Origin of the sequence: Prochlorococcus sp. RS04 (assembly GCF_001989455.1) — a bacterium.
Classification (GTDB): domain Bacteria; phylum Cyanobacteriota; class Cyanobacteriia; order PCC-6307; family Cyanobiaceae; genus Prochlorococcus_A.
The window spans coordinates 421,730-445,525 of record NZ_CP018346.1; the positions used below are offsets into that span (position 1 = coordinate 421,730).

24 protein-coding genes are annotated in these 23,796 nt (G+C 31.6%); 11 read left to right on the forward strand and 13 right to left on the reverse strand.

From position 1 onward, the window contains the following. Positions 1–2: 2 nt before the first annotated feature. From BS621_RS02445 to BS621_RS02460, 4 genes are read right to left on the reverse strand one after another with little or no spacing between them, the layout of a single operon-like run. The gene (locus tag BS621_RS02445; protein ID WP_077141703.1) at positions 3–827 is read right to left on the reverse strand and encodes an ABC transporter permease; all 825 of its coding nucleotides are present in this window, start codon (positions 825–827) and stop codon (positions 3–5) included. Between the two features lie 48 nt (positions 828–875). Continuing rightward, positions 876–1,892 (reverse strand): ABC transporter ATP-binding protein, encoded by a 1,017-nt coding sequence (locus BS621_RS02450; protein WP_077141704.1) that lies wholly within the window; start codon positions 1,890–1,892, stop codon positions 876–878. A 39-nt stretch (positions 1,893–1,931) separates the two neighbouring features. Further along, complete coding sequence (locus BS621_RS02455; protein ID WP_077141705.1) at positions 1,932–2,933, reverse strand: heme o synthase; 1,002 nt, start codon at positions 2,931–2,933, stop codon at positions 1,932–1,934. After that, positions 2,930–3,856 carry a COX15/CtaA family protein gene (locus tag BS621_RS02460; protein ID WP_077142643.1) on the reverse strand — a complete coding sequence of 309 codons (927 nt, stop codon included), beginning with the start codon at positions 3,854–3,856 and terminating at the stop codon, positions 2,930–2,932. Before BS621_RS02460 ends, BS621_RS02455 begins: the two co-directional genes overlap by 4 nt. 263 nt (positions 3,857–4,119) lie before the next feature. Here BS621_RS02460 and coxB point away from each other — a divergent pair, with 263 nt between their 5' ends. From coxB to BS621_RS02480, 4 genes are all read left to right on the forward strand, one after another. Next, positions 4,120–4,923: a cytochrome c oxidase subunit II gene (coxB, locus tag BS621_RS02465; RefSeq protein WP_077141706.1), complete on the forward strand. Its 804-nt coding sequence runs from the start codon at positions 4,120–4,122 to the stop codon at positions 4,921–4,923. Then, a complete protein-coding gene (gene ctaD / locus BS621_RS02470; RefSeq protein ID WP_025924233.1) occupies positions 4,920–6,536 on the forward strand; it encodes a cytochrome c oxidase subunit I in 1,617 nt (538 codons plus the stop codon). The genes coxB and ctaD overlap by 4 nt, the downstream gene beginning before the upstream one ends. 15 nt (positions 6,537–6,551) lie before the next feature. Next, positions 6,552–7,154 (forward strand): cytochrome c oxidase subunit 3, encoded by a 603-nt coding sequence (locus BS621_RS02475; protein WP_025931471.1) that lies wholly within the window; start codon positions 6,552–6,554, stop codon positions 7,152–7,154. Between the two features lie 97 nt (positions 7,155–7,251). Further along, positions 7,252–7,605, forward strand: coding sequence for an AbrB family transcriptional regulator (locus BS621_RS02480; protein ID WP_025922214.1), 354 nt, complete (start codon positions 7,252–7,254; stop codon positions 7,603–7,605). A 9-nt stretch (positions 7,606–7,614) separates the two neighbouring features. On the opposite strand, the gene BS621_RS02485 is transcribed toward BS621_RS02480, so the two are convergent. Continuing rightward, a complete protein-coding gene (locus BS621_RS02485; RefSeq protein ID WP_077141707.1) occupies positions 7,615–8,268 on the reverse strand; it encodes a riboflavin synthase in 654 nt (217 codons plus the stop codon). 112 nt (positions 8,269–8,380) lie between these two features. Between BS621_RS02485 and BS621_RS02490 the strand changes: the two genes are divergently transcribed. Next, on the forward strand, positions 8,381–9,523 hold the full coding sequence (locus BS621_RS02490; RefSeq protein WP_077141708.1) for an aldo/keto reductase: 1,143 nt from the start codon (positions 8,381–8,383) through the stop codon (positions 9,521–9,523). Here BS621_RS02490 and BS621_RS02495 read toward each other — a convergent pair. From BS621_RS02495 to topA, 5 genes are read right to left on the reverse strand one after another with little or no spacing between them, the layout of a single operon-like run. Continuing rightward, positions 9,512–10,510 carry a hypothetical protein gene (locus BS621_RS02495; protein WP_077141709.1) on the reverse strand — a complete coding sequence of 333 codons (999 nt, stop codon included), beginning with the start codon at positions 10,508–10,510 and terminating at the stop codon, positions 9,512–9,514. The two genes, BS621_RS02490 and BS621_RS02495, sit on opposite strands and share 12 nt — an antisense overlap. Then, positions 10,511–11,668 (reverse strand): nicotinate mononucleotide-dependent phosphoribosyltransferase CobT, encoded by a 1,158-nt coding sequence (cobT, locus tag BS621_RS02500; RefSeq protein ID WP_077141710.1) that lies wholly within the window; start codon positions 11,666–11,668, stop codon positions 10,511–10,513. Positions 11,669–11,679: 11 nt separating this feature from the next. Beyond that, positions 11,680–12,318 carry a DUF2232 domain-containing protein gene (locus tag BS621_RS02505; RefSeq protein WP_077141711.1) on the reverse strand — a complete coding sequence of 213 codons (639 nt, stop codon included), beginning with the start codon at positions 12,316–12,318 and terminating at the stop codon, positions 11,680–11,682. A gap of 19 nt (positions 12,319–12,337) precedes the next feature. Further along, positions 12,338–12,934: a hypothetical protein gene (locus tag BS621_RS02510; RefSeq protein WP_077141712.1), complete on the reverse strand. Its 597-nt coding sequence runs from the start codon at positions 12,932–12,934 to the stop codon at positions 12,338–12,340. An 8-nt stretch (positions 12,935–12,942) separates the two neighbouring features. Then, complete coding sequence (gene topA / locus BS621_RS02515; protein ID WP_077141713.1) at positions 12,943–15,549, reverse strand: type I DNA topoisomerase; 2,607 nt, start codon at positions 15,547–15,549, stop codon at positions 12,943–12,945. A gap of 175 nt (positions 15,550–15,724) precedes the next feature. On the opposite strand from topA, the gene BS621_RS02520 reads away from it, so the two are divergent. Together BS621_RS02520 and BS621_RS02525 are read left to right on the forward strand one after the other, a co-directional pair. Next, complete coding sequence (locus tag BS621_RS02520; protein WP_077141714.1) at positions 15,725–17,245, forward strand: NAD(P)H-quinone oxidoreductase subunit N; 1,521 nt, start codon at positions 15,725–15,727, stop codon at positions 17,243–17,245. A 16-nt stretch (positions 17,246–17,261) separates the two neighbouring features. Further along, positions 17,262–17,948 carry an ABC transporter ATP-binding protein gene (locus BS621_RS02525; protein ID WP_077141715.1) on the forward strand — a complete coding sequence of 229 codons (687 nt, stop codon included), beginning with the start codon at positions 17,262–17,264 and terminating at the stop codon, positions 17,946–17,948. A 2-nt stretch (positions 17,949–17,950) separates the two neighbouring features. Here the strand turns inward: BS621_RS02525 and BS621_RS02530 are convergent, their stop codons facing one another. Beyond that, positions 17,951–18,700, reverse strand: a complete 750-nt coding sequence (locus BS621_RS02530) for a biotin--[acetyl-CoA-carboxylase] ligase (RefSeq protein WP_077141716.1) — start codon at positions 18,698–18,700, stop codon at positions 17,951–17,953. Positions 18,701–18,799: 99 nt separating this feature from the next. Here BS621_RS02530 and BS621_RS02535 point away from each other — a divergent pair, with 99 nt between their 5' ends. Continuing rightward, positions 18,800–19,261, forward strand: coding sequence for a DUF721 domain-containing protein (locus BS621_RS02535; protein WP_077141717.1), 462 nt, complete (start codon positions 18,800–18,802; stop codon positions 19,259–19,261). 5 nt (positions 19,262–19,266) lie between these two features. On the opposite strand, the gene ubiE is transcribed toward BS621_RS02535, so the two are convergent. Both ubiE and hisF read right to left on the reverse strand, forming a co-directional pair. Next, positions 19,267–19,968, reverse strand: coding sequence for a bifunctional demethylmenaquinone methyltransferase/2-methoxy-6-polyprenyl-1,4-benzoquinol methylase UbiE (gene ubiE / locus BS621_RS02540; protein WP_077141718.1), 702 nt, complete (start codon positions 19,966–19,968; stop codon positions 19,267–19,269). 44 nt (positions 19,969–20,012) lie between these two features. Further along, positions 20,013–20,783: an imidazole glycerol phosphate synthase subunit HisF gene (gene hisF, locus BS621_RS02545; protein ID WP_077141719.1), complete on the reverse strand. Its 771-nt coding sequence runs from the start codon at positions 20,781–20,783 to the stop codon at positions 20,013–20,015. A gap of 59 nt (positions 20,784–20,842) precedes the next feature. On the opposite strand from hisF, the gene petP reads away from it, so the two are divergent. The 3 genes from petP to BS621_RS02560 are packed head-to-tail and all read left to right on the forward strand — an operon-like array spanning position 20,843 to position 23,794. Next, the gene (petP, locus tag BS621_RS02550) at positions 20,843–21,067 is read left to right on the forward strand and encodes a cytochrome b6f subunit PetP (protein WP_011375988.1); all 225 of its coding nucleotides are present in this window, start codon (positions 20,843–20,845) and stop codon (positions 21,065–21,067) included. A gap of 8 nt (positions 21,068–21,075) precedes the next feature. Then, complete coding sequence (chlG, locus tag BS621_RS02555) at positions 21,076–22,023, forward strand: chlorophyll synthase ChlG (protein ID WP_025931458.1); 948 nt, start codon at positions 21,076–21,078, stop codon at positions 22,021–22,023. A 1-nt stretch (position 22,024) separates the two neighbouring features. Then, positions 22,025–23,794: a transglycosylase domain-containing protein gene (locus BS621_RS02560; protein WP_077141720.1), complete on the forward strand. Its 1,770-nt coding sequence runs from the start codon at positions 22,025–22,027 to the stop codon at positions 23,792–23,794. Positions 23,795–23,796 lie beyond the last annotated feature (2 nt).

The following is a 23,796-nucleotide window of genomic DNA, read 5'->3' on the forward strand; positions in this document are numbered from 1 at the left end:
TTCTAATTTAACTTTCTATTTAACAGAGGCCTTATAATAATCAAGGAAAAAACTGTTAAAGAAAATAAAATTGAGATACAACTCTTACAAGTTAAATCACCATATGGGGCATGTAAAGCCACTAATTCTAAATCAATAGTTTGTGTATAGGCAGTCCTAATAGGTTCAATAGCAAAAGTTAATGGATTTAATGAAGCTAACCAGCCCAGCCAATTTGGCATAAAAGAGATTGGAGCTAAAGCAGTACTAGCAAATAGAAGAGGTAAATTTATTACGAATATAAGAGCGATTAATTCAATATGTCCCGGCAAAACAAACGCTAAACATAAACTCATTGATGTCACAAAAAGAACTAATAAAATTAGTGTTGTAAATACAATTCCTAAACCATATAAGTTGGGCCATCCATAACCCAAAATGTATGAAACAATCATTATTACAATACTCTGAACGAAGCTCAAGATTGTTATGTAAAAAAAAGAAGATAAAACTATGGATAATCTACTGGTTAAAGGAGCCACAAGTAATCTATTAAGAAATCCAAACTCTCTATCAAACATTAAAGGAAGACCAGAGTTTAGGGCTCCGCTAAAAGCAGTAAAAACAATAAGCCCTGCTCCTAAAAAATTACCATAAGAATCAACACCTGGTAAGAAACCTTCAGGAGCTTTAGAGAATAATGCCCCAAATAAAAAAAGCCAAATTATTGGTTGTAATATTCCTGCTAAAAGAGTTGATGGTCTTCTTTTTAATTGAATAAACAATCTCTTTGTCAAGGCAAATGTTTCTTGATATAAAAAAAATATTTTATACTGTTGTAATTCCATAATTAGCCGTAATTAGAATTCATTATAGTGAGTTAACCAAAAGTTTTTTTATCGCATCGATTGCTTTGATTCTTTTTTTAGGTCTCTTTTCCCTGCCATAGAAATTTCAGCATCCAATAATGTTTTCCCAGTTGCCTGAAGATATACATCATCCAAGCTTGGCCGACTTTGGGTAAGAGAAAAAATTTCAAACTTTGAGAAAGCCAATTCCACTTTTAGCTTTGTAAGTAAATCTTTTTGCTTATCTGCTACGAAATTTATCGAGAACCCTTGAGCTTCATTTATGATAATCTGACTAATTCCATCTATTGAAGATAAAATTTTAGATATATTATTTGCTTCTTCCTGATTACTAAATTCTCTGACTTTCAAAGTTACTCTATCTCCTCCTAATTTATTTTTGAGCTCTGCTGGAGTCCCTTTTGCTATAACTCTTCCATCATCAATTATCGCTAATCTGTCTGCCAATTTATCTATTTCATCAAGATAGTGACTACTTAAAATAATAGTCATTCCATTATTTCTCAAATCTTTCAAAAGTTGCCATATAATATTTCTACTTTCAATATCTAAACCAACTGTAGGTTCATCCAAAATTAATACTTGGGGCAAATGTAAAAGTCCAGCTGCCAGATCTATTCTTCTTTTCATTCCCCCTGAATAAGTTCCGCACTTACGATCAATCCAATCATTCATTTCTAATTGATCTATTAATTTATTTATCCTTTCAAATTTTTTATTTTTGTTGATGTGATATAAATCTGATTGAAAATCCAAAAGCTCTCGTCCAGTTAATATTTTATCAAGTGCAATGTCTTGGGCAACATAACCAATTAATTCTCTAATTTTCCTTGAATTTTTTATCAGATTAATATTATTTATAAAAACTTCTCCACTATCAGGCTCTATTAAAGTAGCAAGTATTTTTATTAGTGTTGATTTGCCAGCACCATTTGGTCCTAGTATTCCGAATAATGTGCCAGCTTCAATTTCTATAGATAAATTTTTTAATGCCTTGATATCTGAATAAGATTTTGAAAGCCCTTTTACTTTTATATAATCCATCAAACTTACAATTTACTTAAAAAACATTTTACATCTAATTTAATTACTAAGCAGGGATACTATAGATAAAAATATTTGCATAGATTGTTGCTCAAATTCTACAGATAGTTGGGTTCTGGAAATTAATAACAAAAGACAAATACCAAACATATATAGAATAGACCACCTAAAGAGAGACTTTGCTCTTGAAAGATCATCAGGAGATTTGTTTAATTCATTTATTAATTGCAAAAATCTTCCATTAAATGGTAATAATATAATTCCGTATAAAAGACCCCCTTCAGGCAAGGCAAAAACTCCCATAACACTCATTAAAATTGTTGCCCATCCATAACGAGAAATCGCTTTAGCAGTAAAAACAGATCCTTTAACGGAAGGGAGCATAGGAATACCAACAGATGCGTAATCATCCTTCAACAAAATTGCAAGTGCCCAAAAATGAGCTGGGGTCCATAACATTACTAAACCAAACAACCACCAACCACTAAGACCTACATGCCCTGTAGCAGCAGATGCTCCAACTAAAGGTGGTATCGCACCAGCAACTCCTCCGAAGACAATATTTTTTGTTGTACGAGGTTTCAAAATAACTGTATATAAAATTACGTAGCTAAATAAACCAAGAAGAGTTAATCCCGCAGCCAAATAATTTACACCACTTACTAAAAGCATCGAAGCTGCCAAAGTACATGATACGGCTGCTAAAAATACAGTCTCAGATGACAACTTTCCAGCTGGCAAAGCTCTTTTGCTAGTTCTTATCATCCTCTTATCTAATTCCATTTCCCACAAGCAATTAAGAGCTCCTGCGGCTGCTGCTGCCAAAGCTCCGCCTCCTAAAGTACAGATAAGTTTTGGTGAAGACAAAGGCCATTCTTCAGTTAAAGCCATTCCTCCCAAAGTTGTTGCCAGTAAAAGTGGGATTAATCTGGGTTTTGCTACTTCAAGCCAAGGGGGCAAAGTTATTTTTTTTCTTGAAGGTACAACTTCATCCCTAATTGAAGATTTATAGTTCAAGTTTTCTAAGTTACTACTGTTCATGAATTGATCCCAACCATTTGAGAATTTAGGGAGTGGTTTAGACCTTTTTTGGTCAAAGGATTTCTAAAAATTAATGTTGTTAATATCGCAATAAATAAAGAGGCGTTAAGTTGATGACCGATAATAAAAATAGGTTCATTCAAATTTGTTTTAAGACTTAAAACACCCAAGGAAATTTGAGAAAACAATAGAAAAATAAGTGCTGAGAGATATTTCCAATTTTCATTTAGCAAACTTCTCTTGTAAATTGCAGTAGCAATAATCAATAGAATTGAAAAAGCAATTGGAAAAGCAAATAATTTATGAGTATTTAGAATTAAACATTGTTTATTAAAAGATAAACAAATATGTGCTGACCAGGTTGATGAAAGCCTTACTCCAATAAAAGATTGAATAAGAGTAAGTAAAAGAGGGAAAAACAATAAAAATCTCCACCAAATTAATGGCTCTTCTACATCGTCATTTTCTAAATTTTGATTTATTGAAATAGTTGTGATGAGAAGAAGAAAAGCTATTAAAAGATGGCCAGTAACAGTATATGAATCAAGCAAGTTTATTACTGTTAAAGCTCCAAAAGATCCTTGGACAATAACGAGAAAAAGTAATAGTGAATAAGTTTTAGGTAACCAATTTGGAATTTCATTTTTCCAAATAATTGAAAGGGAAAATTTAAAAAGAATTAATATTCCAACCAAAAAAGCATCTAGACGATGAAACCACTCTAGAAATACTCTTAGGTTCATATGATTAAAAGGCAAAAAAGATCCATAACATAATGGCCAATCTGGACAGGCAAGTCCAGCCTCCATGACTCTAGTAGCACCTCCAATTACGATTAGTGCGATGAGTGCGAATACACTATGACTTCCCAACCTTTTAAAAATTGTAAGATATTTTGATTTATATAATTGATTATTAATCAAATGGATAAAACCTATTATTTTGCATAATAAATTAGATTTAAAAACCAAACATTAATTAAAAATTAATATGTTTAATTTGAAAAATAATTTACTAATTTAATCTTTTTTCCCTGACAATTAACTCTAAAAAGTTATTAATAATACGCCTTTTATTTCATAAATCTTAAGAAGTTGTGAATTTAAATGTTTTTCTTTTAACAAAAGATGCAGAATTAAAAAAATTGAATATCTTGAGGATATAAATACAAATTTTTATAGCTCAATTGTTAAATAAAAGCTTTTATTTAATTCTAATTATTTCCCTCGTTTTTGCTATATCTTTTTGGATTGGTTTTAATGTAAATTTGCTCCCAGCTGAAGCAAGTATTAACGCACCAATTTACGATGAACTTTTTAAAATTCTTTTCATCATTGGATTAATCATTTTTATAGGAATGACAATAGCTGTTATATATAGCTTATTTAAGTTTAGGAAAAGAAATGATCAGATAGGCGATGGCATAGCTTTAGAGGGAAATTTAAGCTTAGAAATTGTATGGACAATTATCCCTTCAATAATTGTTTTATTAATTGGTTTATATAGCTACAACATCTACGATCGAATGGGAGGGATGAAAGAACTAAATCATAACCACGAAATGATGAGTTCCAATACTGAAAAAATTTGGGCTGGAATAAGTCAAACCTCGGATAATGAAACAGCAATAAATAATTTGTCAATTGAAGTTTCAGCTATGCAATTTGCATTTCTTTTCAATTATCCCAAGGGCAATTTCATATCAGGAGAACTACACGTTCCTGTTGATCAAAAAGTATCAATGAAAATGGAATCCAAAGATGTGATTCATGCTTTTTGGGTACCAGAGTTCAGAATTAAACAGGATATTATTCCTGGACAACCGACTATTCTAAATTTCACTCCAACAAAAGTAGGAAAATATCCGATAATTTGCGCAGAATTATGTGGTCCATATCATGGAGGAATGAGAGCCTCCATAATTGTTGAAGAAGAATCTGATTACAACGAATGGTTTAACAAAAATAAAAAATCAGAGGTAAATTTATGACAATATCAATTGATCCACAAAAAACTAATAATGAAAGTCTTCAACCTAAAGGCTGGCTTAGATACTTTAGTTTTAGCCTTGATCATAAAGTAATTGGGATACAATACTTAGTCTGCGGTTTTCTTTTTTATTTAATAGGCGGAACGTTAGCTAGCGCTATAAGAATTGAACTAGCTAGTCCGATGTCTGACTTTATGCCGAGAGATGTATATAACCAAGTTTTAACCCTTCACGGAACAATAATGATTTTTCTATGGATAGTGCCTGTAGTTAACGGTGCTTTTGGGAATTATTTAATTCCATTTTATGTAGGTGCTAGAGATATGGCATTCCCAAGATTAAATGCTGTGGCTTTTTGGTTAATTCCTCCTTCAGGTTTGATGCTGGTAGCAAGCTATTTTGTTGAGGGTGCTGCTCAGGCTGGATGGACGGCTTATCCTCCTTTGAGCATAACTACTCCTCAATCAGGACAAATTATTTGGATTCTGAGCGTTCTATTACTTGGAGGCAGTTCTATTTTTGGTGGAATAAACTTTATCGCGACCATTATCAAATTAAGAAGGCCAGGATTAAAACTTATGCAATTGCCAATGTATTGTTGGGCAATGCTAGGGACAAGTCTATTAGTTGTTTTGTCAACTCCTGTTTTAGCAGGCACTTTAATTCTACTTAGCTTCGATATCATTGCTAATACAGGTTTTTTCAATCCTGTTTTAGGCGGCAATGTCGTAGTTTATCAGCATTTATTTTGGTTTTATTCTCATCCAGCTGTATACATTATGGTCCTTCCTGCCTTTGGTTTAGTTAGTGAAATACTTCCTGTACATGCTAGAAAACCACTTTTTGGATATACAACAATGGTTTTTTCAATAATGGGGATAGTAGTTTTAGGTTTAGTTGTTTGGGCGCATCACATGTTTACGAGTGGAACTCCCCCCTGGATGAGATTGTTCTTTACTATTGCAACAGCATTTATTGCTGTTCCAACAGGTATAAAATTTTTCAATTGGGTTGCAACATTATGGGGAGGTAAAATTTCCATCAATAGTGCAATGTTATTCTCTTGCGGATTTATTATAAATTTTGTTTTTGGAGGTATTACAGGAGTTGCGTTGGCACAGGTACCTTTCGATATTCACGTACATGATACCTATTTCGTTGTAGCCCATTTTCATTACATAGTTTATGGAGGGACTGTTTTTATTATTTTCTCTTCAATTTATCATTGGTTCCCAAAAGTAACTGGAAAAATGCTCAATGAAAAATTAGGAATTTTACATTTTATCATTACCTTTATTGGGTTTAACTTGTGCTTTGCTCCTCAACATTGGCTTGGTTTAAATGGAATGCCAAGAAGAGTTGCAGAATATGATCCTCAATTCCAATTCGTTAATCAAATTAGTAGCCTTGGAGCTCTTTTGATGGCTATCAGTACAATTCCTTTTTTAATTAATGTATTCCTTAGTGTGAGAAATGGAAAAGATGCTGGAGATAACCCTTGGAATGCTCTTACACCTGAATGGTTAACATCTTCTCCACCTCCAGTTGAAAATTGGGAAGGAGAAGCTCCATTAGTTGAAGAACCTTATGGTTATGGTAAAGAAATCTCTTAACGAATATAAAAACATATGACAACTCTAGATAGCTCAAAAGAAATTCAAAAAAATAACTCTGAAGTTAAAGAAACACATGAAGACTTCAGAATGTTTGGTCTTATTACTTTCCTAATTGCGGACGGAATGACTTTTGCTGGATTCTTTGCTGCTTATTTAACTTATAAAGCAGTAAATCCATTACCTGATGGTGCTATTTATGAATTAGAACTACCAATACCTACACTCAATACAATTTTGTTACTTGTTAGTAGTGCAACTTTCCATAAAGCAGGCAAAGCACTTTTAAAAGATAAAAACTCTGAATCCCAAAAATGGTTATCTTTTACTGCTTTTCTTGGAATTATATTTTTAATATGTCAATTATTTGAATATTTTCATTTACCTTTTGGATTAACCGATAATTTATTTGCAAGTACTTTTTATGCTCTTACTGGTTTTCATGGATTACATGTAACTTTAGGCACTTTAATGATTTTAATTATTGCTTGGCAAGCGAGAATCAAGGGCGGAAGATTAACTAGTCAAAATATGTTCCCTTTGGAAGCTGTTGAATTGTACTGGCATTTTGTAGATGGAATATGGGTTATTTTATTTATTATTTTGTATCTTTTATAAAAAACTAAATTTTAAAAATTAAATATATTTTTTATTAATTTATATTGCCACAGTTCTCCTTTTTAGTAAGAATATATAATTAGAAATTTGTCAGATAATGCTAGAAGGAAAAGAACTTCTTGAAAAAGCAAAATTATTAAGTAAAAAATCTGAAGATGAGATAGCAAGAGGTTGTGGGTACGTAGGTCCTAGTGGAAGAATCTTAAGAAAAAGTTTTTATAGGGCCCTTATTGAAGCTAAGGGTTACAAAATAGGAAATGGTCGTCAGGGGAAAAATGGTAATAGAGCTTCAAGAGGCAGACAAACAGAATTCAAAACTAAAGTTCATGGCAATGGGAACCTATTAATTGGTCATGCCTACACCAAAAAATTAGGACTAGAACCTGGTCAGGAATTTAAAATCGATCTTAAAAAAGAATCAAAAACAATTTATCTGATTCCATTAAATTAAAAAAATATTTTACCAACCGTTTTCTTTAAGCCACTCGGAAGAAATAGCATTTGAAGATGAATCTTGATTACTATTTTTATTAAATAAAAGTAATTTCTCTACATATTTAATTAGTGCATCTGCCTCAAGGTTTACGAAGTCACCGATATTTAATTTTTTCAGATTTGTGTTATGCCAAGTATGAGGAATTATCGCAATAGTAAATATTTCTCCTCCCTGCTCATAATTTGCAATCGTAAGACTTATACCATTTACAGAAATACTCCCTTTATTAACTACATATTTTGAAAAATTATTATTTTTCCACTTTATTGATAAGAGCCAAGATTGCTCTAATTTTTCTATATTCTCAACTGTTCCAAGGCCATCTACATGTCCGCTGACTATATGCCCTCCTAGACGGTCAGAAACCCTAAGAGCGGGCTCCAAATTAACAATCTGATTAAGGTTCGACTTTACTCCTAAAGTTGTTTTTTTTAATGTCTCCTCACTAACATCAACAGTAAATTTATTTTGAAAAATCTCTTTAACTGTCAAACAAATTCCATCAACAGCTATGCTGTCACCGATTGCCATATCAAATAAATTATCTAGAATTTCAATTTCTAAAATATTTTTTTCTTGTCTTAGTTTTCCAACTGATTGAATTATTCCTGTAAACATAGGTTTAAGAAAAATATTTTTGCAAAATTTTGTATTCACTTTAATTTACTTTAAATGATTTTCAACTATAAATAAATTAAAGAGTAAATAAAAAGAAATTGATCATATTTAGATGATTATTAATTCACAAAAAAGATCATTTGGTAGAGGGGCAGAAGTGAGCTTATTCACCTTAGGGACAATGCGAGCAACTGAAAGTCTCGAAAAAATGTATAGCATAATAAAAAATGCATATTATGTAGGAATTAACCATATAGAAACAGCACCCTCTTATGGTGATGCTGAATCACTTATTGGAAATTCAATAAAAAAATTAGCAACAGAAGAGAATATAAAAGAAAAAAATTGGGTGATTACTTCCAAAGTTTTACCAAAGGGTGATTTTGACTTTTTAAAAAATAATTTTAAAAAGTCTCTTAAAGATTTAAATCGCGAGAAAATTAATAATCTTGCAATTCACGGACTCAACTTAAAACAACATCTAGATTGGGTTCTTGTTGGAGAGGGTAAGAAATTCATATCTTGGATACTGGAGAAGGAACTAGTTGATCAAGTTGGTTTTAGTTCTCACGGAAGTTATTCACTAATTAAAGATGCAATTAACTGTGAAGTTTTTACTTTTTGTAGTCTTCATTTACATTATTTAGATCAATCTAAGATTGCTTTAGCAGAGGAAGCTATAAAAAAAGGTATGGGAGTTTTAGCAATATCACCTGCTGATAAAGGCGGTAGATTGTATTCTCCAAGTGATATTTTGATAGAGGCCTCTAAGCCTTTTCATCCATTAGAATTAGCTTATCGATTTCTGCTGGCAAAAGGCATTACAACTTTATCCTTAGGGGCTACAAACAAAAAAGATTTTGAATTTGCGCATAAACTTAGAAACTCATTCGAGAAGCTTTCAAAACTTGAAAAAAGCGCCTTGAATAAAATTGAGGAAGTTTCTAATAAAAGATTAAATTCCACCAAATGTGAACAATGTAGATCTTGTCTTCCATGTCCAAATGAAGTGCCAATTCCAGAAATACTTCGTTTAAGAAATATATCTATTGGTTATGGCCAATTAGAATTTTCAAAAGAAAGATACAATTTAATAGGAAAAGCTGGCCACTGGTGGGAAGAAAAAAATTCCTCATTTTGTCAAGAATGTAATGTATGTGTTCCTAAATGTCCTAGTAAATTAGATATACCAAATTTATTAAAGGAAACTCATAACTTATTAATTGAAAATCCTACAAAAAGATTATGGGGATAAGGACTCACTCCAGATATTTTTAAGATTAATTTTTTGTTCATTTGTTAAGACAGGGAAAGACCAACTATTTTCCCAACATTTCTCAGAAGGTCCTGAGATGGGGAACATTTCAGATTTATATTTACTTTGCAAATAATCACTTTTGAATGGAAGATACCAACCCTGGCTTACTAATTTATCTACTATTGATTTATTTTCTAAAGATTTAATCCATTTTATTAATATTGCATTGTTTAGATTTGATCGACTAAGTAGAAAATGCCACATCAAAGGTACGCCTTGGCTTGGGAAAACTAAAGAAAGTCTTGGATCTATTTTTAAATATTTTGAACAAAGACTATGAGGAACTATTGCGACAATAGCATCAGAATTAATCAACCAATTGAGCATATTTTTATCATCAAATAACATTGCTTGGCTTTTGAGTTTATTTAAAGAATTAGATGAATTAATTTTTTGAGCAATTGACAAAATTATTCTGGAACTTTGTGGAAAAATAATTTTCCCAGTTAATTTTTTAGAAAGAAGAAAATCCCAAGATGTTCTTGCTGAATTTATTAATTCTTTATTATTTTTAATGATAATTGTATAGGGTACTACGCCAATAGGTAATAATTTACGCCTCTGATTTTGATTAAAACTTCCCAAAAAATCTTTCGATCTCTTATCCAAATTTTCGAACAGGGCATATTCATTTATTTTTTCAAATCCTGAAAAATCTATACTAGAAATCCATCCATCATTTATTAAAGTAAAGTCAGAATTGGAAATTGTGTTTCTATTTTTTTGTAGCCGAATATTTTCAAAATTAATTTTTTGCTGCTTCCAATCTTTTGGAATCGTATTTTTAAAAGATTCTGGATAAAAAGAATTTTGTAATGCAATTTTTACTTTATTAGGTAGATTACTGCAAGAGTTTAAGAAAAACAAAAGCGAAAGCTTACCACAATTTAAAAATTCTCTTCTGGTTGCAAATTTTGAAAACATTTAGCAATCCTTCTCTAAAGAAATTTGACCTAGGCCCTTCATCATTTCCAGATTTAGTTGACACAATGAAACTATTTCTTCATTTTTAAATCCATCTAAGAAAGCAAGCAATGATATTCCACCAGCACCTACACCTTCTTTTACATGACCTAATTCATAATCCCTCAATTCTTTGTATTTTGAAGATTTAAAATTTAAAGGACTGGCTAAACCTAATAATTTGACATCATATTTTTCATTAATTAGATTTACTAAATCAATTAGAGAATTATCTTTCACAAGCCACCCAGTTGTCGCAATAAAAACATCTTCAATAAATTCATCTTTATTTTTTTTATCTAAAAATTCTAATACAAGCAAAATGACTGCTAACATCTGACTTCCTCCAGACAAAATTACAGGTTGTTTTGCTAACCTGGCACCAATTAATAGACCCATTGAGAAAGCTTGGAAAGGATCACCTACTGCCGCGACAACGTCAAAAGAGTCAGAATCAGCCTTGAAATTTGCATTGAAAAGTCCTCTTTTAACTACTTGTCTTCTTAGTTCTCTTGGAGCTTTAAATAAACTACTACCTACTAAATTAGATACTTGCAAACCAAAAGCTTCCATTACTGCCTGAGCAGTTGTGGTGCCCCCCGGTACAGATTCAGAAATTAAAACTGGTTGTTTTAGGGATTTTCCTATCGCAAAACCTTTTTCATAAAGATTTAAAACCCTCTCTTTAGTCATCGATTTACCTGTAGTAACACAATTTGATGGGCCCAAATTTCTATCTTCAACAACCAAATGATTAAAATAAGGCTTTGCTCCTATTCCCAGAGGAACAATAACTGGATAAATATTTATAAGCTTTGAACAAACATGACTGATAAGGGCCGGAGTTACTCCTGCATTGAGAAGAGGTAATTTATATTTATGATCTTTTGAAGCACCCTCAAGCAAAAATTCGGCATCTGCGAGAGCAGTTTTTCTCCTTGATTTTGCATTAATACCTGCTGCGGAAATTCCTGGAATTTGAGATGTATTAGTGCCAGCAATTATAAGAAATATTTTTAAATTTTTAATATTCTTTTTCAGTATTTCTATCTTATTAAGTTGTCTTTTTTTATTGGATTCATCACCAAAAAAAATTATCCCTAATTCCTTACTGTACATTCTTACTTTTTTTAATTATTAAAATCAACTAAGCTATTTAATAATTTTGGAGGATCTGGGATGGTTAATTTAAATCTAGGAAATAGAGAATAGGCAACTACATGCACAGTTAAAACATAAACTATTTCTTGAAAAATTATTAATAAAATTGCACCTAATTGTATACTCAAAATTGAGGGATATAAAGGTAAATTAAATAATCCAATTAACTTTTCTATTAGACCATAACTCGCTCTAGTAATTAACACCCAAAGATTATCTCCAACCAAAGTAGATAATGCAATTACTCTTAGTAAGAAGCCAAGAGTTCCAATAACAACTCCCCCTGTTAAACTAAGTTTCCAACTTTTTTCTTTAAACCAACACCAACCTAACCAAAAAGCCAAGATCCCGTAAGGAAATAAAAATAAAGTTCCTCTAACAGGACCCATAATTATGAATAAAAGTAGAAATTGTATTAAAAGTCCTTCCAATGCAATTTTAGTTCCTCTTCTCAAGTGCAACAAGATCATTGGGAGGGGTAAAATCAACCTTAATAAAGCTCCCCCAATTGGCAGATAATATAATGCAACCCATAATAAAGACGAAAGAGAGGCTAAATAAGAGGTCTCGACAATATTTAATGCTTCATTTTTTGTTGTTATTTTCATTTTTTGTTAAATTTTTTAATTAATTTTTATTCATACTTTTATTTTTTGAATCTAAGATACGTTCAATCTTTTCTATTTCAAAATTTACCTCAGAATTACTTAATATGGAACTTAACTCTTCAGTAGGATCTTTTGGATCTACATCTTTTAAAATGAATATTATTTTGTAAGATTGAAGATCAATATTTCTTTTTCTTGTAGATTTCTTAATTTTTTTATCTTTTATACCATTAATTTCTTTATTTTCTTTTTCTAAATTTGTATCCTTTTTATTTACTAGAACATTTTTTTGCTTTTCTACTTTTTTAATTTTTTTATCTTTTATACCATTAATTTCTTTATTTTCTTTTTCTAAATTTGTATCCTTTTTATTTATTAGAGCATTTTTTTGCTTTTCTACTTTTTTAATTTTTTTATTTTTTTTATCATCAATTTCTTTATTTTCTTTTTCTAAAATTTTGTTATTTACTAAATTATTTTGTAAATCTTCATTTTGGCTTGTTTTTTCTAGATCATTAAAACTACTTTCAAGAAAATTTCCAATCCTTCCTCCAGAGCATGATTGCAAGAAAATTAAAAAAATTAATAAAAAAAATTCTTTTTTTTTTAAAATCATACTGTTTTCTAACTTTTCTTTTTCCTTGTAGTTTTTTTATTACTTATCTTTGTTTTTTTTAAAATAGAGCCTTTTTTATCTTTTAGTTTTTCCTCTAAAAGTAATACAGCATCATCTATTGTAAATTTTTCTAAATCAGTATCTTTTGCGAGAGAAACATTAGTTTTGCCATATTTTAAATAGACACCATATCTTCCATTTAATATTTGAATTTTTTCTTTAAATTCTTTTGGCTTTCCAAAGTCTTTGAGTACCTCTTGACCACCCCTACCCATTTTTGGCATCGCAAGAATTTCTAATGCTCGTTTTAAATCAACCTTAAAAACATCATCCTCTTTTTTTAATGATCTGTTTTCAGATTCATTTTCATTTTTAGTCCATTTAATATAAGGGCCAAATCTTCCTCTATCAGCCTCAACAACACCTCCTTCAGGATGAGCTCCTAACAATCTAGGCAAACTTAAAAGTACAAGCGCCTCATCTAGAGTTAGATCATCAGTTTTCAACTCTTTGGGTAATGAAGCTCTCCTTGGTTTAGCTTTATCTTGATCATTATTTCCCAATTGTACGTAAGGACCATAAGGGCCAAATCTTAAAAAGACTTTTTCCCCAGTTTTTGGATCAGTTCCAAGATCTGATGGCCCACTTAAAATTTGATCAACTTGCTTTTTATCTAAATCTCCAGGAGTAATATCCATTGGAAGATTACCTTTAGCCTGAATTTCGTTACCTGATTCATCAATTTTCGTACCTTCAAGCCATGGTCCATTAGAGCCTATTCTGACTACGCAAGGAAGGTCTTCGAAATCAACTTGCCTATAAGCCTTACCATCAATATCACCTTCTGTTTTCTGAACTTTTACCTCAAGACCATTTTTACCTTTATAGAAAGTCTCAAGATATGGTAGCCACTCAAGATTACCTGAAGATATTTCATCCAATGAAGATTCCATTTTTGCAGTAAAAGTAGTATCAACCAAATCAGGGAAATGTTCTTCTAATAGAGCGGTAACAGCAAAAGCTGTAAACGTTGGAGCCAAAGTATTGGAAGATATATTTGCATAACCTCTATCCACAATTGTTCCAATAATGCTTGCATAGGTAGATGGTCTTCCAATCCCTTCTTTTTCAAGAACTTTAACCAATGCAGCCTCTGTATATCTTGCGGGCGGTTTAGTTTCATGAAAAGTAGATTCTTTATTAGTAACTTCAAGACATGTTCCGATAGTTAAGTTTGGGAGAATAATTTCTTGTTGTTCAAGGGATGAACTTGGGTCATCACTTCCCTCGACATAAGCTCTGAAGAATCCTGGGAAATCAATACTTTTACCACTAGATTTAAATAATCCATCCCCAACACTGATTTCAGCATTAATCATTGTTAGCCTAGCTTCCGCCATTTGACTTGCTACAGTTCTTTTCCAAATTAAATCGTAAAGAGATAAGTCTCTACCTGTTAAATTAGTTTCCTTTGGTGTTTTAAATATCTCACCTGCAGGCCTAATTGCTTCGTGTGCTTCTTGAGCATTTCTTGCAGTCGAATTAAATTGTCTTGGTGAGTTAGATAAATATTCTTTTCCATACATAGAGCTGACACATTCTCTAGCAGCTTTTGTAGCTTGTTCGGAAAGATGAACCGAATCAGTCCTCATATATGTAATGAAACCTCTTTCATATAGCCCTTGGGCGCATCTCATTGTTTCTCTTGCAGACAAACGAAGCTTCCTATTTGCTTCTTGTTGCAATGTACTAGTTGTAAATGGAGGAACTGGCTTACGAGTAGATGGTTTTTTTTCGATTTTTGAGACTAACCAATCCTCAGAAGAAAAAATCTTCAATAATTCATTAACTTTTTCTTCTCCGATTATTAAAGATTTATTTCCTTGTTTTAATTTGCCGGTCTGTTCATCGAAATCGGAACCATTAGAAATTCTTTGACCATTTAAACTAAATAATTTAGTTTCGAAAGTAACATTATCTTTTACTAGGGAAGCTTTAATCCCCCAGTAAGTAGCTTTTTTAAAGGATCTCCTCTCTCTCTCTCTCCTAACAAGAAGTCTTACAGAAACTGATTGAACACGACCAGCAGATAATCGGGGGGCTACCTTCTTCCAAAGTAAAGGAGATAATTCATATCCAAAAAGCCTATCCAGGATTCTTCTTGTTTCTTGAGCCTGAACAAGTTCCATATCAATTTCCCTTGTTTGGTCTAAAGCTTTATTAATTGCCTTTTTCGTAATTTCATGAAAAACCATTCTCTTAGTTGGAATTTTAGGCTTAAGAATTTGCAAGAGATGCCAGCTAATACTCTCTCCCTCTCTATCTTCATCAGTTGCCAGTAATAGCTGAGTCGCACCTTTCAATGCATCTTTTAACTCTTTAACAACCTTTTTCTTATCTTTTGGAACTATATAAAGTGGTTCAAAATCTTCTGTTGTATTAACTCCTATCCTTGACCATTTTTCCTTTTTAACTGCAGCAGGTATTTCAGCAGCTCCTTTTGGAAGATCTCTTACATGTCCCATTGAAGCTAGAACTTCATAATTAGAAGGCAAAAACTTTCTTATAGTTTTTGCTTTGGTGGGACTTTCAACAATAACAAGTGTGTGATCCAAGGTTTATTTCAAAAATTGGTGTTTTTGTTCAGTTAGGGCATATTATGATTATTTGAAGCTTTTTCAAGTAATTTCTTTTTAAAATTTCAAAAATCATACTCACAAATTATAATCAAGTTAAGATTAACTCTTAGACCCTTACAATCAAACATCTAATTTAATCCAATTTAATAAAGTGCCCAACGAAATCTTTACAATTAACTTAAATGCTCAAGCCATTATTCCAGAGGCTTTTATTTTATTAGGTATTGTTGGAACACTTCTTGTAGATCTAGCTGGAGAAAAAACTGCATCAAAATGGGCACCAATAATTTGCTATTTATCAATTGGCAGCTCCCTTGTTAGTTTGGCATTGCAATGGAGTAATCCGGTAGAAAGCGCATTTCTTGGGTCCTTTAATTCAGATAATTTAGCAATCGCATTTAGAGCAATAATTTCTTTATCAACCTTAATATCTCTACTTATAAGTTGGCGCTATACAGAACAAAGTGGTAGCCCAATTGGCGAGTTTGCCGCGATAGTTCTTTCGGCCACCCTTGGAGCAATGCTTTTGTGTGGATCTACTGACCTTATTAGTGTATTTATATCTCTGGAAACTTTATCTGTAGCAAGTTACTTACTTTCTGGTTACCTCAAGAGAGATCCAAGAAGTTCAGAAGCGGCCTTAAAATACCTCCTTGTTGGATCAGCGGCTGCTGCTGTCTATTTATATGGATCCTCTTTTCTTTATGGATTAAGTGGTTCAACAAACTTAGCGACAATAGGTTTAGAGATTATCAATAAGCCATCCTTTATTACATCTCTAGCTCTTGTATTTGTCTTATCAACAGTTGCATTTAAAATTGCTGCTGTTCCCTTTCATCAATGGACTCCTGATGTATATGAAGGTTCACCTACACCTGTAGTAGCTTTTTTATCTGTTGGTTCAAAAACAGCGGGCTTTGCATTTGCAATAAGAATATTGAGTACAACTTTCTCTTCTTTTGACGAAGAATGGAAACTTTTATTTACCATTTTGGCCATATTGAGCATGGCTCTAGGCAATGTTGTAGCTCTAGCTCAAACATCAATGAAAAGGATGCTAGCTTACAGTTCTATTGGACAAGCCGGATTTGTAATGATTGGAATAGTATCTGGCACGCAAGATGGTTTATCATCAGCTGTTTTATATTTGGCTGCATATTTGTTTATGAATTTGGGTGCATTTTCTTGTGTAATACTTTTCTCACTAAGAACTGGTTCTGACAAAATTCTTGATTACTCCGGACTTTACCAAAAAGATCCCCTCATTACATTAGGTTTAAGCCTTTGTCTTCTATCTCTCGGAGGTTTACCTCCAATGTTAGGATTTTTTGGAAAGATATATTTGTTCTTTGCAGGTTGGGCAAATCATCAATATCTATTAGTAATAGTTGGATTAGTAACTTCAGTTATCTCTATTTATTACTACATTTCAGTGATAAAAATGATGGTTGTTAAAGAACCACTGGAAGCTTCTGAAATAGTTAAATCATATCCTGAAATTAATTGGGGCATTGTAGGATTACCTCCCTTGAGGATTGCACTATATACTTGTGTCGCAGTAACTGCTCTTGGAGGAATCCTGTCCAACCCTCTTTTTAAATTAGCCAATACAGCAGTTTCAGAAACTCCTTTCTTACAAGATATTATTGCTACAGCAAACAATATTTCCTAGAAAAATTACTCAATAAATGTCTAATAAAGTCGCGAGTTTAGAAAATATATCTAAAACATATGGGGAAGAAGATCTAACTGTTAAAGCTTTAGACAGCATAAACTTAGAAATTTATAAAGGTGATTATTTAGCTGTAATGGGAGCTAGTGGCTCAGGCAAAAGTACAGCTATGAATATTATTGGATGTCTAGATAGACCATCTGAAGGTATTTATAAATTAAATGGTATTCCTGTTGAGAATTTATCTGATGATGAGCTCGCAGAAATACGTAACCAAAAATTAGGCTTCGTTTTTCAACAATTTCATCTTCTATCAGACGCAACTGCACTTGAAAACGTAACTTTGCCAATGATTTATGCTGGTATTGACCCTGAACAAAGATTAGAGCGAGGTAAGAATGCATTAAAAAAAGTTGGCCTTTCAGAAAGGATGAATAATCGTCCAAACCAATTATCCGGAGGTCAACAACAACGAGTTGCTATTGCGAGGGCTATTATCAACAACCCTGCAATTTTGTTAGCAGACGAGCCTACTGGAGCACTAGATTCAAAAACCACTGAAGATGTATTAGATCTTTTTGAAAAGCTGCATGAATCTGGAATAACTATAGTTTTAGTTACCCACGAAGATGAAGTTGCGAATCGCGCAAAAAAAATAGCCAAATTTAAGGATGGAAGAATAGTTGAATTAAAAGTAAATTAAACTCAAAACCTTCTAATTACCTTCAGTTGAGTTTTATTTTCAATTCTTAAATTCCCATTGGAATCAATATCTTTAATTTTCCATTTATGAGGACAATAACCACTTGGCAAAAAACTTTTAGTCAGAAACTTATTTGCAGATTTAATCACATATTCTTTATTCTTATTAGATTCAATTGAATCATAAAAAGCTTTAAGAACTTTGGCTGTCCAATAATATTGATTAATATTCTTAGTTTGAAGTACTTTTGATAATGAAATACCCTCTGATGGAGTGTAATTTAAAACATTCATGCCAAGTCCTACTCTTACATAGATAATTTCTTTGCCTCTTGTTATCACCCTTGGTAAAAATCCAATCAACTTTTTTGAACCAAAAAAAATATCATTTGGCCATTTCAAACAAACATTAATATTCTCTTCTCTAAGTATTTCACATAACTTAATACCTAAAGACAAATTAAATATTTGACTTGCAAATTGTTTTGAAAATATTGGGTAAGCGGCACTTAACCAAATTCCGCCATTTGGAGAAACCCAAGTTTTTGAGTTTTGTCCAAACCCTGAGAATTGTTCTCTCGCGATTATCGCTACTGGCTGGTTTTTCTTTATTTCAGAATATCCAAGCAGGTTTGTTAGCTCATTTTCAGTACTTTTACATTTTATTTTGTAAAGAAGTCTCCAGCTTGGATATTGACCCTGAATTTTCTTTAAATGAAAAACTGTCTTAGCTGCAGACCCAATAACTTTCACAAATTCTTTATTAAAACAACGAGCATCTTTTTGAAGATTAGATTAACTTTAGTCTTAATAAGTAAATTTTACAAATTGGACAAAAAGTATTTGCCAATAGTGAATAAAAGAAATCCACATCCATTAAAAAATTGTCTTGATAATTTCAAAAAATCATGGGGAGATTTAGATAAACTTTCCAAAATTAATGAAAACTGGAAAAACTTAATCGGTTTGGAACTATTTCAAGAATGCAAACCATTAAATATTGAAAAAAAAATACTTACTATTGCAGTAAATCATCCACAGTGGCGCCAAGCTTTAATTTATAACAAGCATAAATTAAAAGAGAGAATCGAGAAAATTGGAATAACTTTAAATGAAATAAAAATAATACAAAATTACGAAATTAAAAATAAAAATATTAAAGCTAATAATGCAAAGATAGTTTGGGCAAATCATCCAAGCAGAGTCCATAAAAATAATATGTGCATTTGTACTCTCTGTAATTGCCCAACTCCTGAGGGCGAAATCAAAAGATGGGGAAAGTGTTCTTTTTGTTGGAGAAAAATAAAAAACTAAATTCTTTATTTAGTTAAAATAAGTATTCCCATTTGCGCCCCCCAAATAGTCCTATATTCGGCTTTTTTAAATCCAACTTCCATAGCAATATTTATAAGTTCTTTTTTCTTTGGAAAATTTCTAATACTTTTCTCAATATATGCGTACTCTGGACCTAAATTAAAAAGCCGCGAAATGGTTACCACAATTAATCTCAAATAAATTTTCTGAAAAATGTTGGATAAAGAATTTTTTTTTGAGTGATTAAAATCCAAAAATCCTGCCCTTCCTTTATCCTTCAAAAGATAAAAAACTTTTTTTATTCCTTCTTCAACATTATTCAAGTTTCTTAGTCCATATGACATGCAAATCCCATCAAATTTTTTTGAATGATTATTAATTTCCAATACATCTTTAATTTCCCACTTAATAAATTTATTTTTTTTTAGATCTGATTTTTTCTTTGCAATATTTAAAATATCCTCAGCACTGTCAATTCCAGTTATTGAGCCCATTGGACTAACTCTCTCAGAAATTAAAAATGCTAAATCTCCAGTTCCACAGCATAAATCAGCCCAATCTTCACCATTTAAAGGTTCCAATAAATCAACTAATTTTCTTTTCCATAATCTATGCAGCCCAAAACTTAATAGATTATTTAAAAAGTCATATTTATAAGAAATTTTATTAAATATATTTTTGACTTCGATAGTTTTTGTGAATTTCATTTTTAAAGTTTTAACTTATTTATTTTTGTATTAAATTAAATTTTTTATTCATATGGTCTAATTGGAAGCTTTTTTTCGAGGAGGAAAGTCTTTATTTCTCTTAAAGAAAGTTTATTATCATGAAGTAATGATGCTAAAAGTGCGGCAGATGCCCTGCCCTCATTGAAAACATCATAGATATCTTCTAAAGAACCCGCTCCTCCAGAAGCAATCACTGGGATGTTAACAATACTGGCAACAGATTCAGTCAGATGTAAATCATATCCATTCTGCGTGCCATCACCATCCATGGAAGTAAGCAAAATTTCCCCTGCGCCTAACTCCTCAACTTTCTTTGCCCAACTTAATACATCTATTCCAGTATTTTCTCTCCCTCCTTTTACATATACCTCCCATTCATCAGTCTTATTAACTTTTCTTTTAGCATCAATTGCTATAACGATACATTGATTGCCAAATTCTCTAGAACTTTGAGAAATTAAATCGGGATTTCTTACGGCTGAGGAATTCAAACTCACTTTGTCCGCGCCAGCTCTTAAAAGATCATTAATTGAAGAAACAGAATCTATTCCACCACCTACTGTAAATGGGATTTTTACTGATTTTGCGGTCCTAGAGACAAGGTCAACTAATGTATTTCTATTTTCTACACTAGCTCTAATATCTAAGAATACTAATTCATCTGCACCCTCATCAGAATACCTACAAGCCAATTCAACAGGATCGCCTGAGTCTCTCAAGTTAACAAAATTTACGCCTTTCACCACTCTGCCATGGGCGACATCTAAACAAGGAATTAAACGAAGAGCTACCATTTTAGTAAAAATTGTCCAAATGCTGTTAATCTTGCATAATAGCTTCCATTTTACCTCTTATGGCTGAAACAAAATTATTACCCAAAATCGGTAGTAAAATCAAAATTAACATTAACAAAGTAAAAGATAGACTACCAGCAAAATTAATTGATCAAATATCCTCGAATCCTAAGGCCGTAATAACAGGCTATAAAATGACAGACGGCAGAAGTATTGGAATCACCGCAAAATTTCAGAATGGTGAGCAAAATTGGTTTTTCCCAGAAGAAATTGAGAAAGGTTAAAGATTAAAGTGAATGATCCAAAACAACTATTAGGAATTAAGGGTGCCTCTGAAACATCAAGTATATGGAAACTCCGTATACAGTTAATGAAACCCATAACGTGGATACCTTTGATATGGGGAGTTATTTGTGGAGCAGCTGCAAGTGGGAATTTTGAATGGACATATAGTAATGTTTTAGCTTCATTAGCATGTATGTTGATGAGCGGACCACTTCTGGCTGGTTATACCCAAACCATAAATGATTTTTTTGATAAAGAAATTGATGCAATTAATGAACCAAATAGACCAATTCCTTCTGGGAAAATTTCAATTAAAGATGTAAAAATACAAATCTGGGTATTACTCATAGCGGGTTTAATAGTTGCTTTTTTATTAGATTTATATGCTAAGCACAGCTTCCCCTCCGTCTTACTTTTGGCATTAGGAGGTTCCTTTGTTAGTTATATATATTCTGCTCCACCACTCAAATTAAAACAGAATGGTTGGCTTGGAAATTATGCATTAGGAGCATCTTATATAGCTTTACCTTGGTGGGCAGGACAAGCCTTGTTTGGTAAATTAACTATCGTGACGGCGATACTAACACTTGCTTATAGCCTCTCAGGACTTGGAATTGCTGTTATTAATGATTTCAAAAGTGTTGAAGGAGACTCAAAGCTAGGCTTAAATTCTCTACCAGTAGTATTTGGAATTAAAAATGCAAGCAGAATAAGTGCAGGACTGATTGACATTTTTCAATTAGCAATGGTTGTAGTATTAGTTATTATCGGTCAACATTTAGCCTCAGTAATTTTGGTTTTATTGATAATTCCACAAATTACATTTCAAGATATGTGGTTACTAAGAGATCCTCTAAAGTTTGATGTCAAATATCAAGCAAGTGCCCAACCGTTCCTTATAACTGGAATGTTAGTTACAGCTTTAGCGATAGGACATAGTTTTTTAGTTGCTTAAGGTGCAAAAGATTAAATTCAAATCTTTTGTTTTAATAATTCCAATATTAATTTTTTTTGGAATATCTTTTTATTTTTTTAGTCTAATATTTAGTACCTTAAAATTTGACGTTTCTAAAAATAAAAAGTCTCGGGAAACCAAATATTCTTACGTTATATCATCTTCTGATAATAAGATACTAAGCAAATTAAGCCGCAAATTTGAAATAGATAATAGTTATCATAAAATTCCATTTTTTCTTAAACATTCTTTTATATCTTCTGAGGATAAAAGATTTTATAAACATAATGGAATAGATTTAAAAAGTATTTTACGTGCCCTTATTCAAAATATTAGAAGTGGTTATGTTAAAGAGGGAGGGAGTACGATTACACAACAAGTTGCTAGATTACTTTTTCTAAATAATGATTTAAGTTTTCAACGAAAAATCAAAGAAATATTTATATCACTCATACTTGAATTTAGATATAACAAAAATCAAATTTTAAAATTATATTTAAATAATATTTATCTAGGATCAGGAGCATACGGGGTAGACGAGGCTGCCCAAGTTTATTTTGGAAAATTTATAGATGAATTGACATTATCAGAGATCGCATTAATTGCAGGCTTAGCTCCTGCTCCATCAATTTATTCACCTTATCAAAATTTAGAACTAGCTATTAAAAATAGAAATAAAGTTCTTGAATCAATGTATGTTGATGGATATATTTCTTTTGCAAATAAGAATAAGGCTATTAAAGAAAAAATAAAGTTAAATTATCAAACAGCTGATAATTTTTTAGATGATAAATTACTAATAAACTTTATTCTTCAGGAAACAGATAAAAAAATTGGAAGTAAAAATGATTATAAGTTTTTAAGAATTAAATCTTCTATCAACAAAGATTGGCAAGAAAAAGGTCAGAAAATATCAAGATTCGCAGGGCCTAAAGAACTTGAATTTGGACTGTTATCTATCGAATCAAACACAGGACTAATCAGGACAATGATAACCAGCAAAAATCCATCAATTAATGAATACAATAGAGTTATTTCATCTGTAAGACCTTTAGGTTCTACTTTTAAAATAATCCCTTATGCTGCTGCATTAATAGAAGGAATAAAATTAAGCGATAAATTTGAAGACTTACCAATATGCTGGGAAACTTATTGCCCAAAAAATTTTTCAGAAGAATATAGAGGTTCAATATCTTTGATTGAATCATTTAAAAGTTCATCAAATATCGTTCCAATATCAATAACAAAAAAAATCGGCTTAAAAAATATTATTAATTTAGCTAATTCATTTGGACTAGGTTACGAACAAGAGTTTAAGGAATTTCCATCATTAGCTATTGGCGCCTACGGAGATAATCTTTTAAACATCACAAATGCATATTCTGCAATAAACAATAATGGGAAGATTCAAAGCCCTGAAATCATAGAAAAAATAGAATCATTTAAAAAACAACCTATTTGGGGAAATAAATCTATTTCCAAGAAAATATTAGATTTAAAAATAAACAAGAAAATAAATAAACTTCTTGAAAAATCTGTAAAAGAAGGAACTTCAAAAGCAGCCTTTATAAAAGGAAAGCAAATTTATGGGAAAACAGGAACATCTGATGGAAATAAAGATCTCTGGTTTATTGGTTCCATTGATAACCTTACAACAGGGATCTGGATAGGTTACGACGATAACAAGGAATCTGAATTATCTAGTGGGAATGCAGCTTATTTATGGAAGAAGTTCATATCTGAAATTTATAAAATTCCAATTAAAAAATAAAT

Coding starts and splice junctions, on each gene's coding strand:
- BS621_RS02525 (WP_077141715.1), top strand. CDS start 17,262: ATGTCTAATAAAGTCGCGAGTTTAGAAAATATATCTAAAACATATGGG.
- ubiE (WP_077141718.1), bottom strand. CDS start 19,968: ATGAAATTCACAAAAACTATCGAAGTCAAAAATATATTTAATAAAATT.
- hisF (WP_077141719.1), bottom strand. CDS start 20,783: ATGGTAGCTCTTCGTTTAATTCCTTGTTTAGATGTCGCCCATGGCAGA.
- ctaD (WP_025924233.1), top strand. CDS start 4,920: ATGACAATATCAATTGATCCACAAAAAACTAATAATGAAAGTCTTCAA.
- BS621_RS02485 (WP_077141707.1), bottom strand. CDS start 8,268: ATGTTTACAGGAATAATTCAATCAGTTGGAAAACTAAGACAAGAAAAA.
- BS621_RS02480 (WP_025922214.1), top strand. CDS start 7,252: ATGCTAGAAGGAAAAGAACTTCTTGAAAAAGCAAAATTATTAAGTAAA.
- BS621_RS02445 (WP_077141703.1), bottom strand. CDS start 827: ATGGAATTACAACAGTATAAAATATTTTTTTTATATCAAGAAACATTT.
- BS621_RS02510 (WP_077141712.1), bottom strand. CDS start 12,934: ATGATTTTAAAAAAAAAAGAATTTTTTTTATTAATTTTTTTAATTTTC.
- BS621_RS02505 (WP_077141711.1), bottom strand. CDS start 12,318: ATGAAAATAACAACAAAAAATGAAGCATTAAATATTGTCGAGACCTCT.
- BS621_RS02475 (WP_025931471.1), top strand. CDS start 6,552: ATGACAACTCTAGATAGCTCAAAAGAAATTCAAAAAAATAACTCTGAA.
- BS621_RS02450 (WP_077141704.1), bottom strand. CDS start 1,892: ATGGATTATATAAAAGTAAAAGGGCTTTCAAAATCTTATTCAGATATC.
- BS621_RS02490 (WP_077141708.1), top strand. CDS start 8,381: ATGATTATTAATTCACAAAAAAGATCATTTGGTAGAGGGGCAGAAGTG.
- petP (WP_011375988.1), top strand. CDS start 20,843: ATGGCTGAAACAAAATTATTACCCAAAATCGGTAGTAAAATCAAAATT.
- BS621_RS02495 (WP_077141709.1), bottom strand. CDS start 10,510: ATGTTTTCAAAATTTGCAACCAGAAGAGAATTTTTAAATTGTGGTAAG.
- cobT (WP_077141710.1), bottom strand. CDS start 11,668: ATGTACAGTAAGGAATTAGGGATAATTTTTTTTGGTGATGAATCCAAT.
- BS621_RS02455 (WP_077141705.1), bottom strand. CDS start 2,933: ATGAACAGTAGTAACTTAGAAAACTTGAACTATAAATCTTCAATTAGG.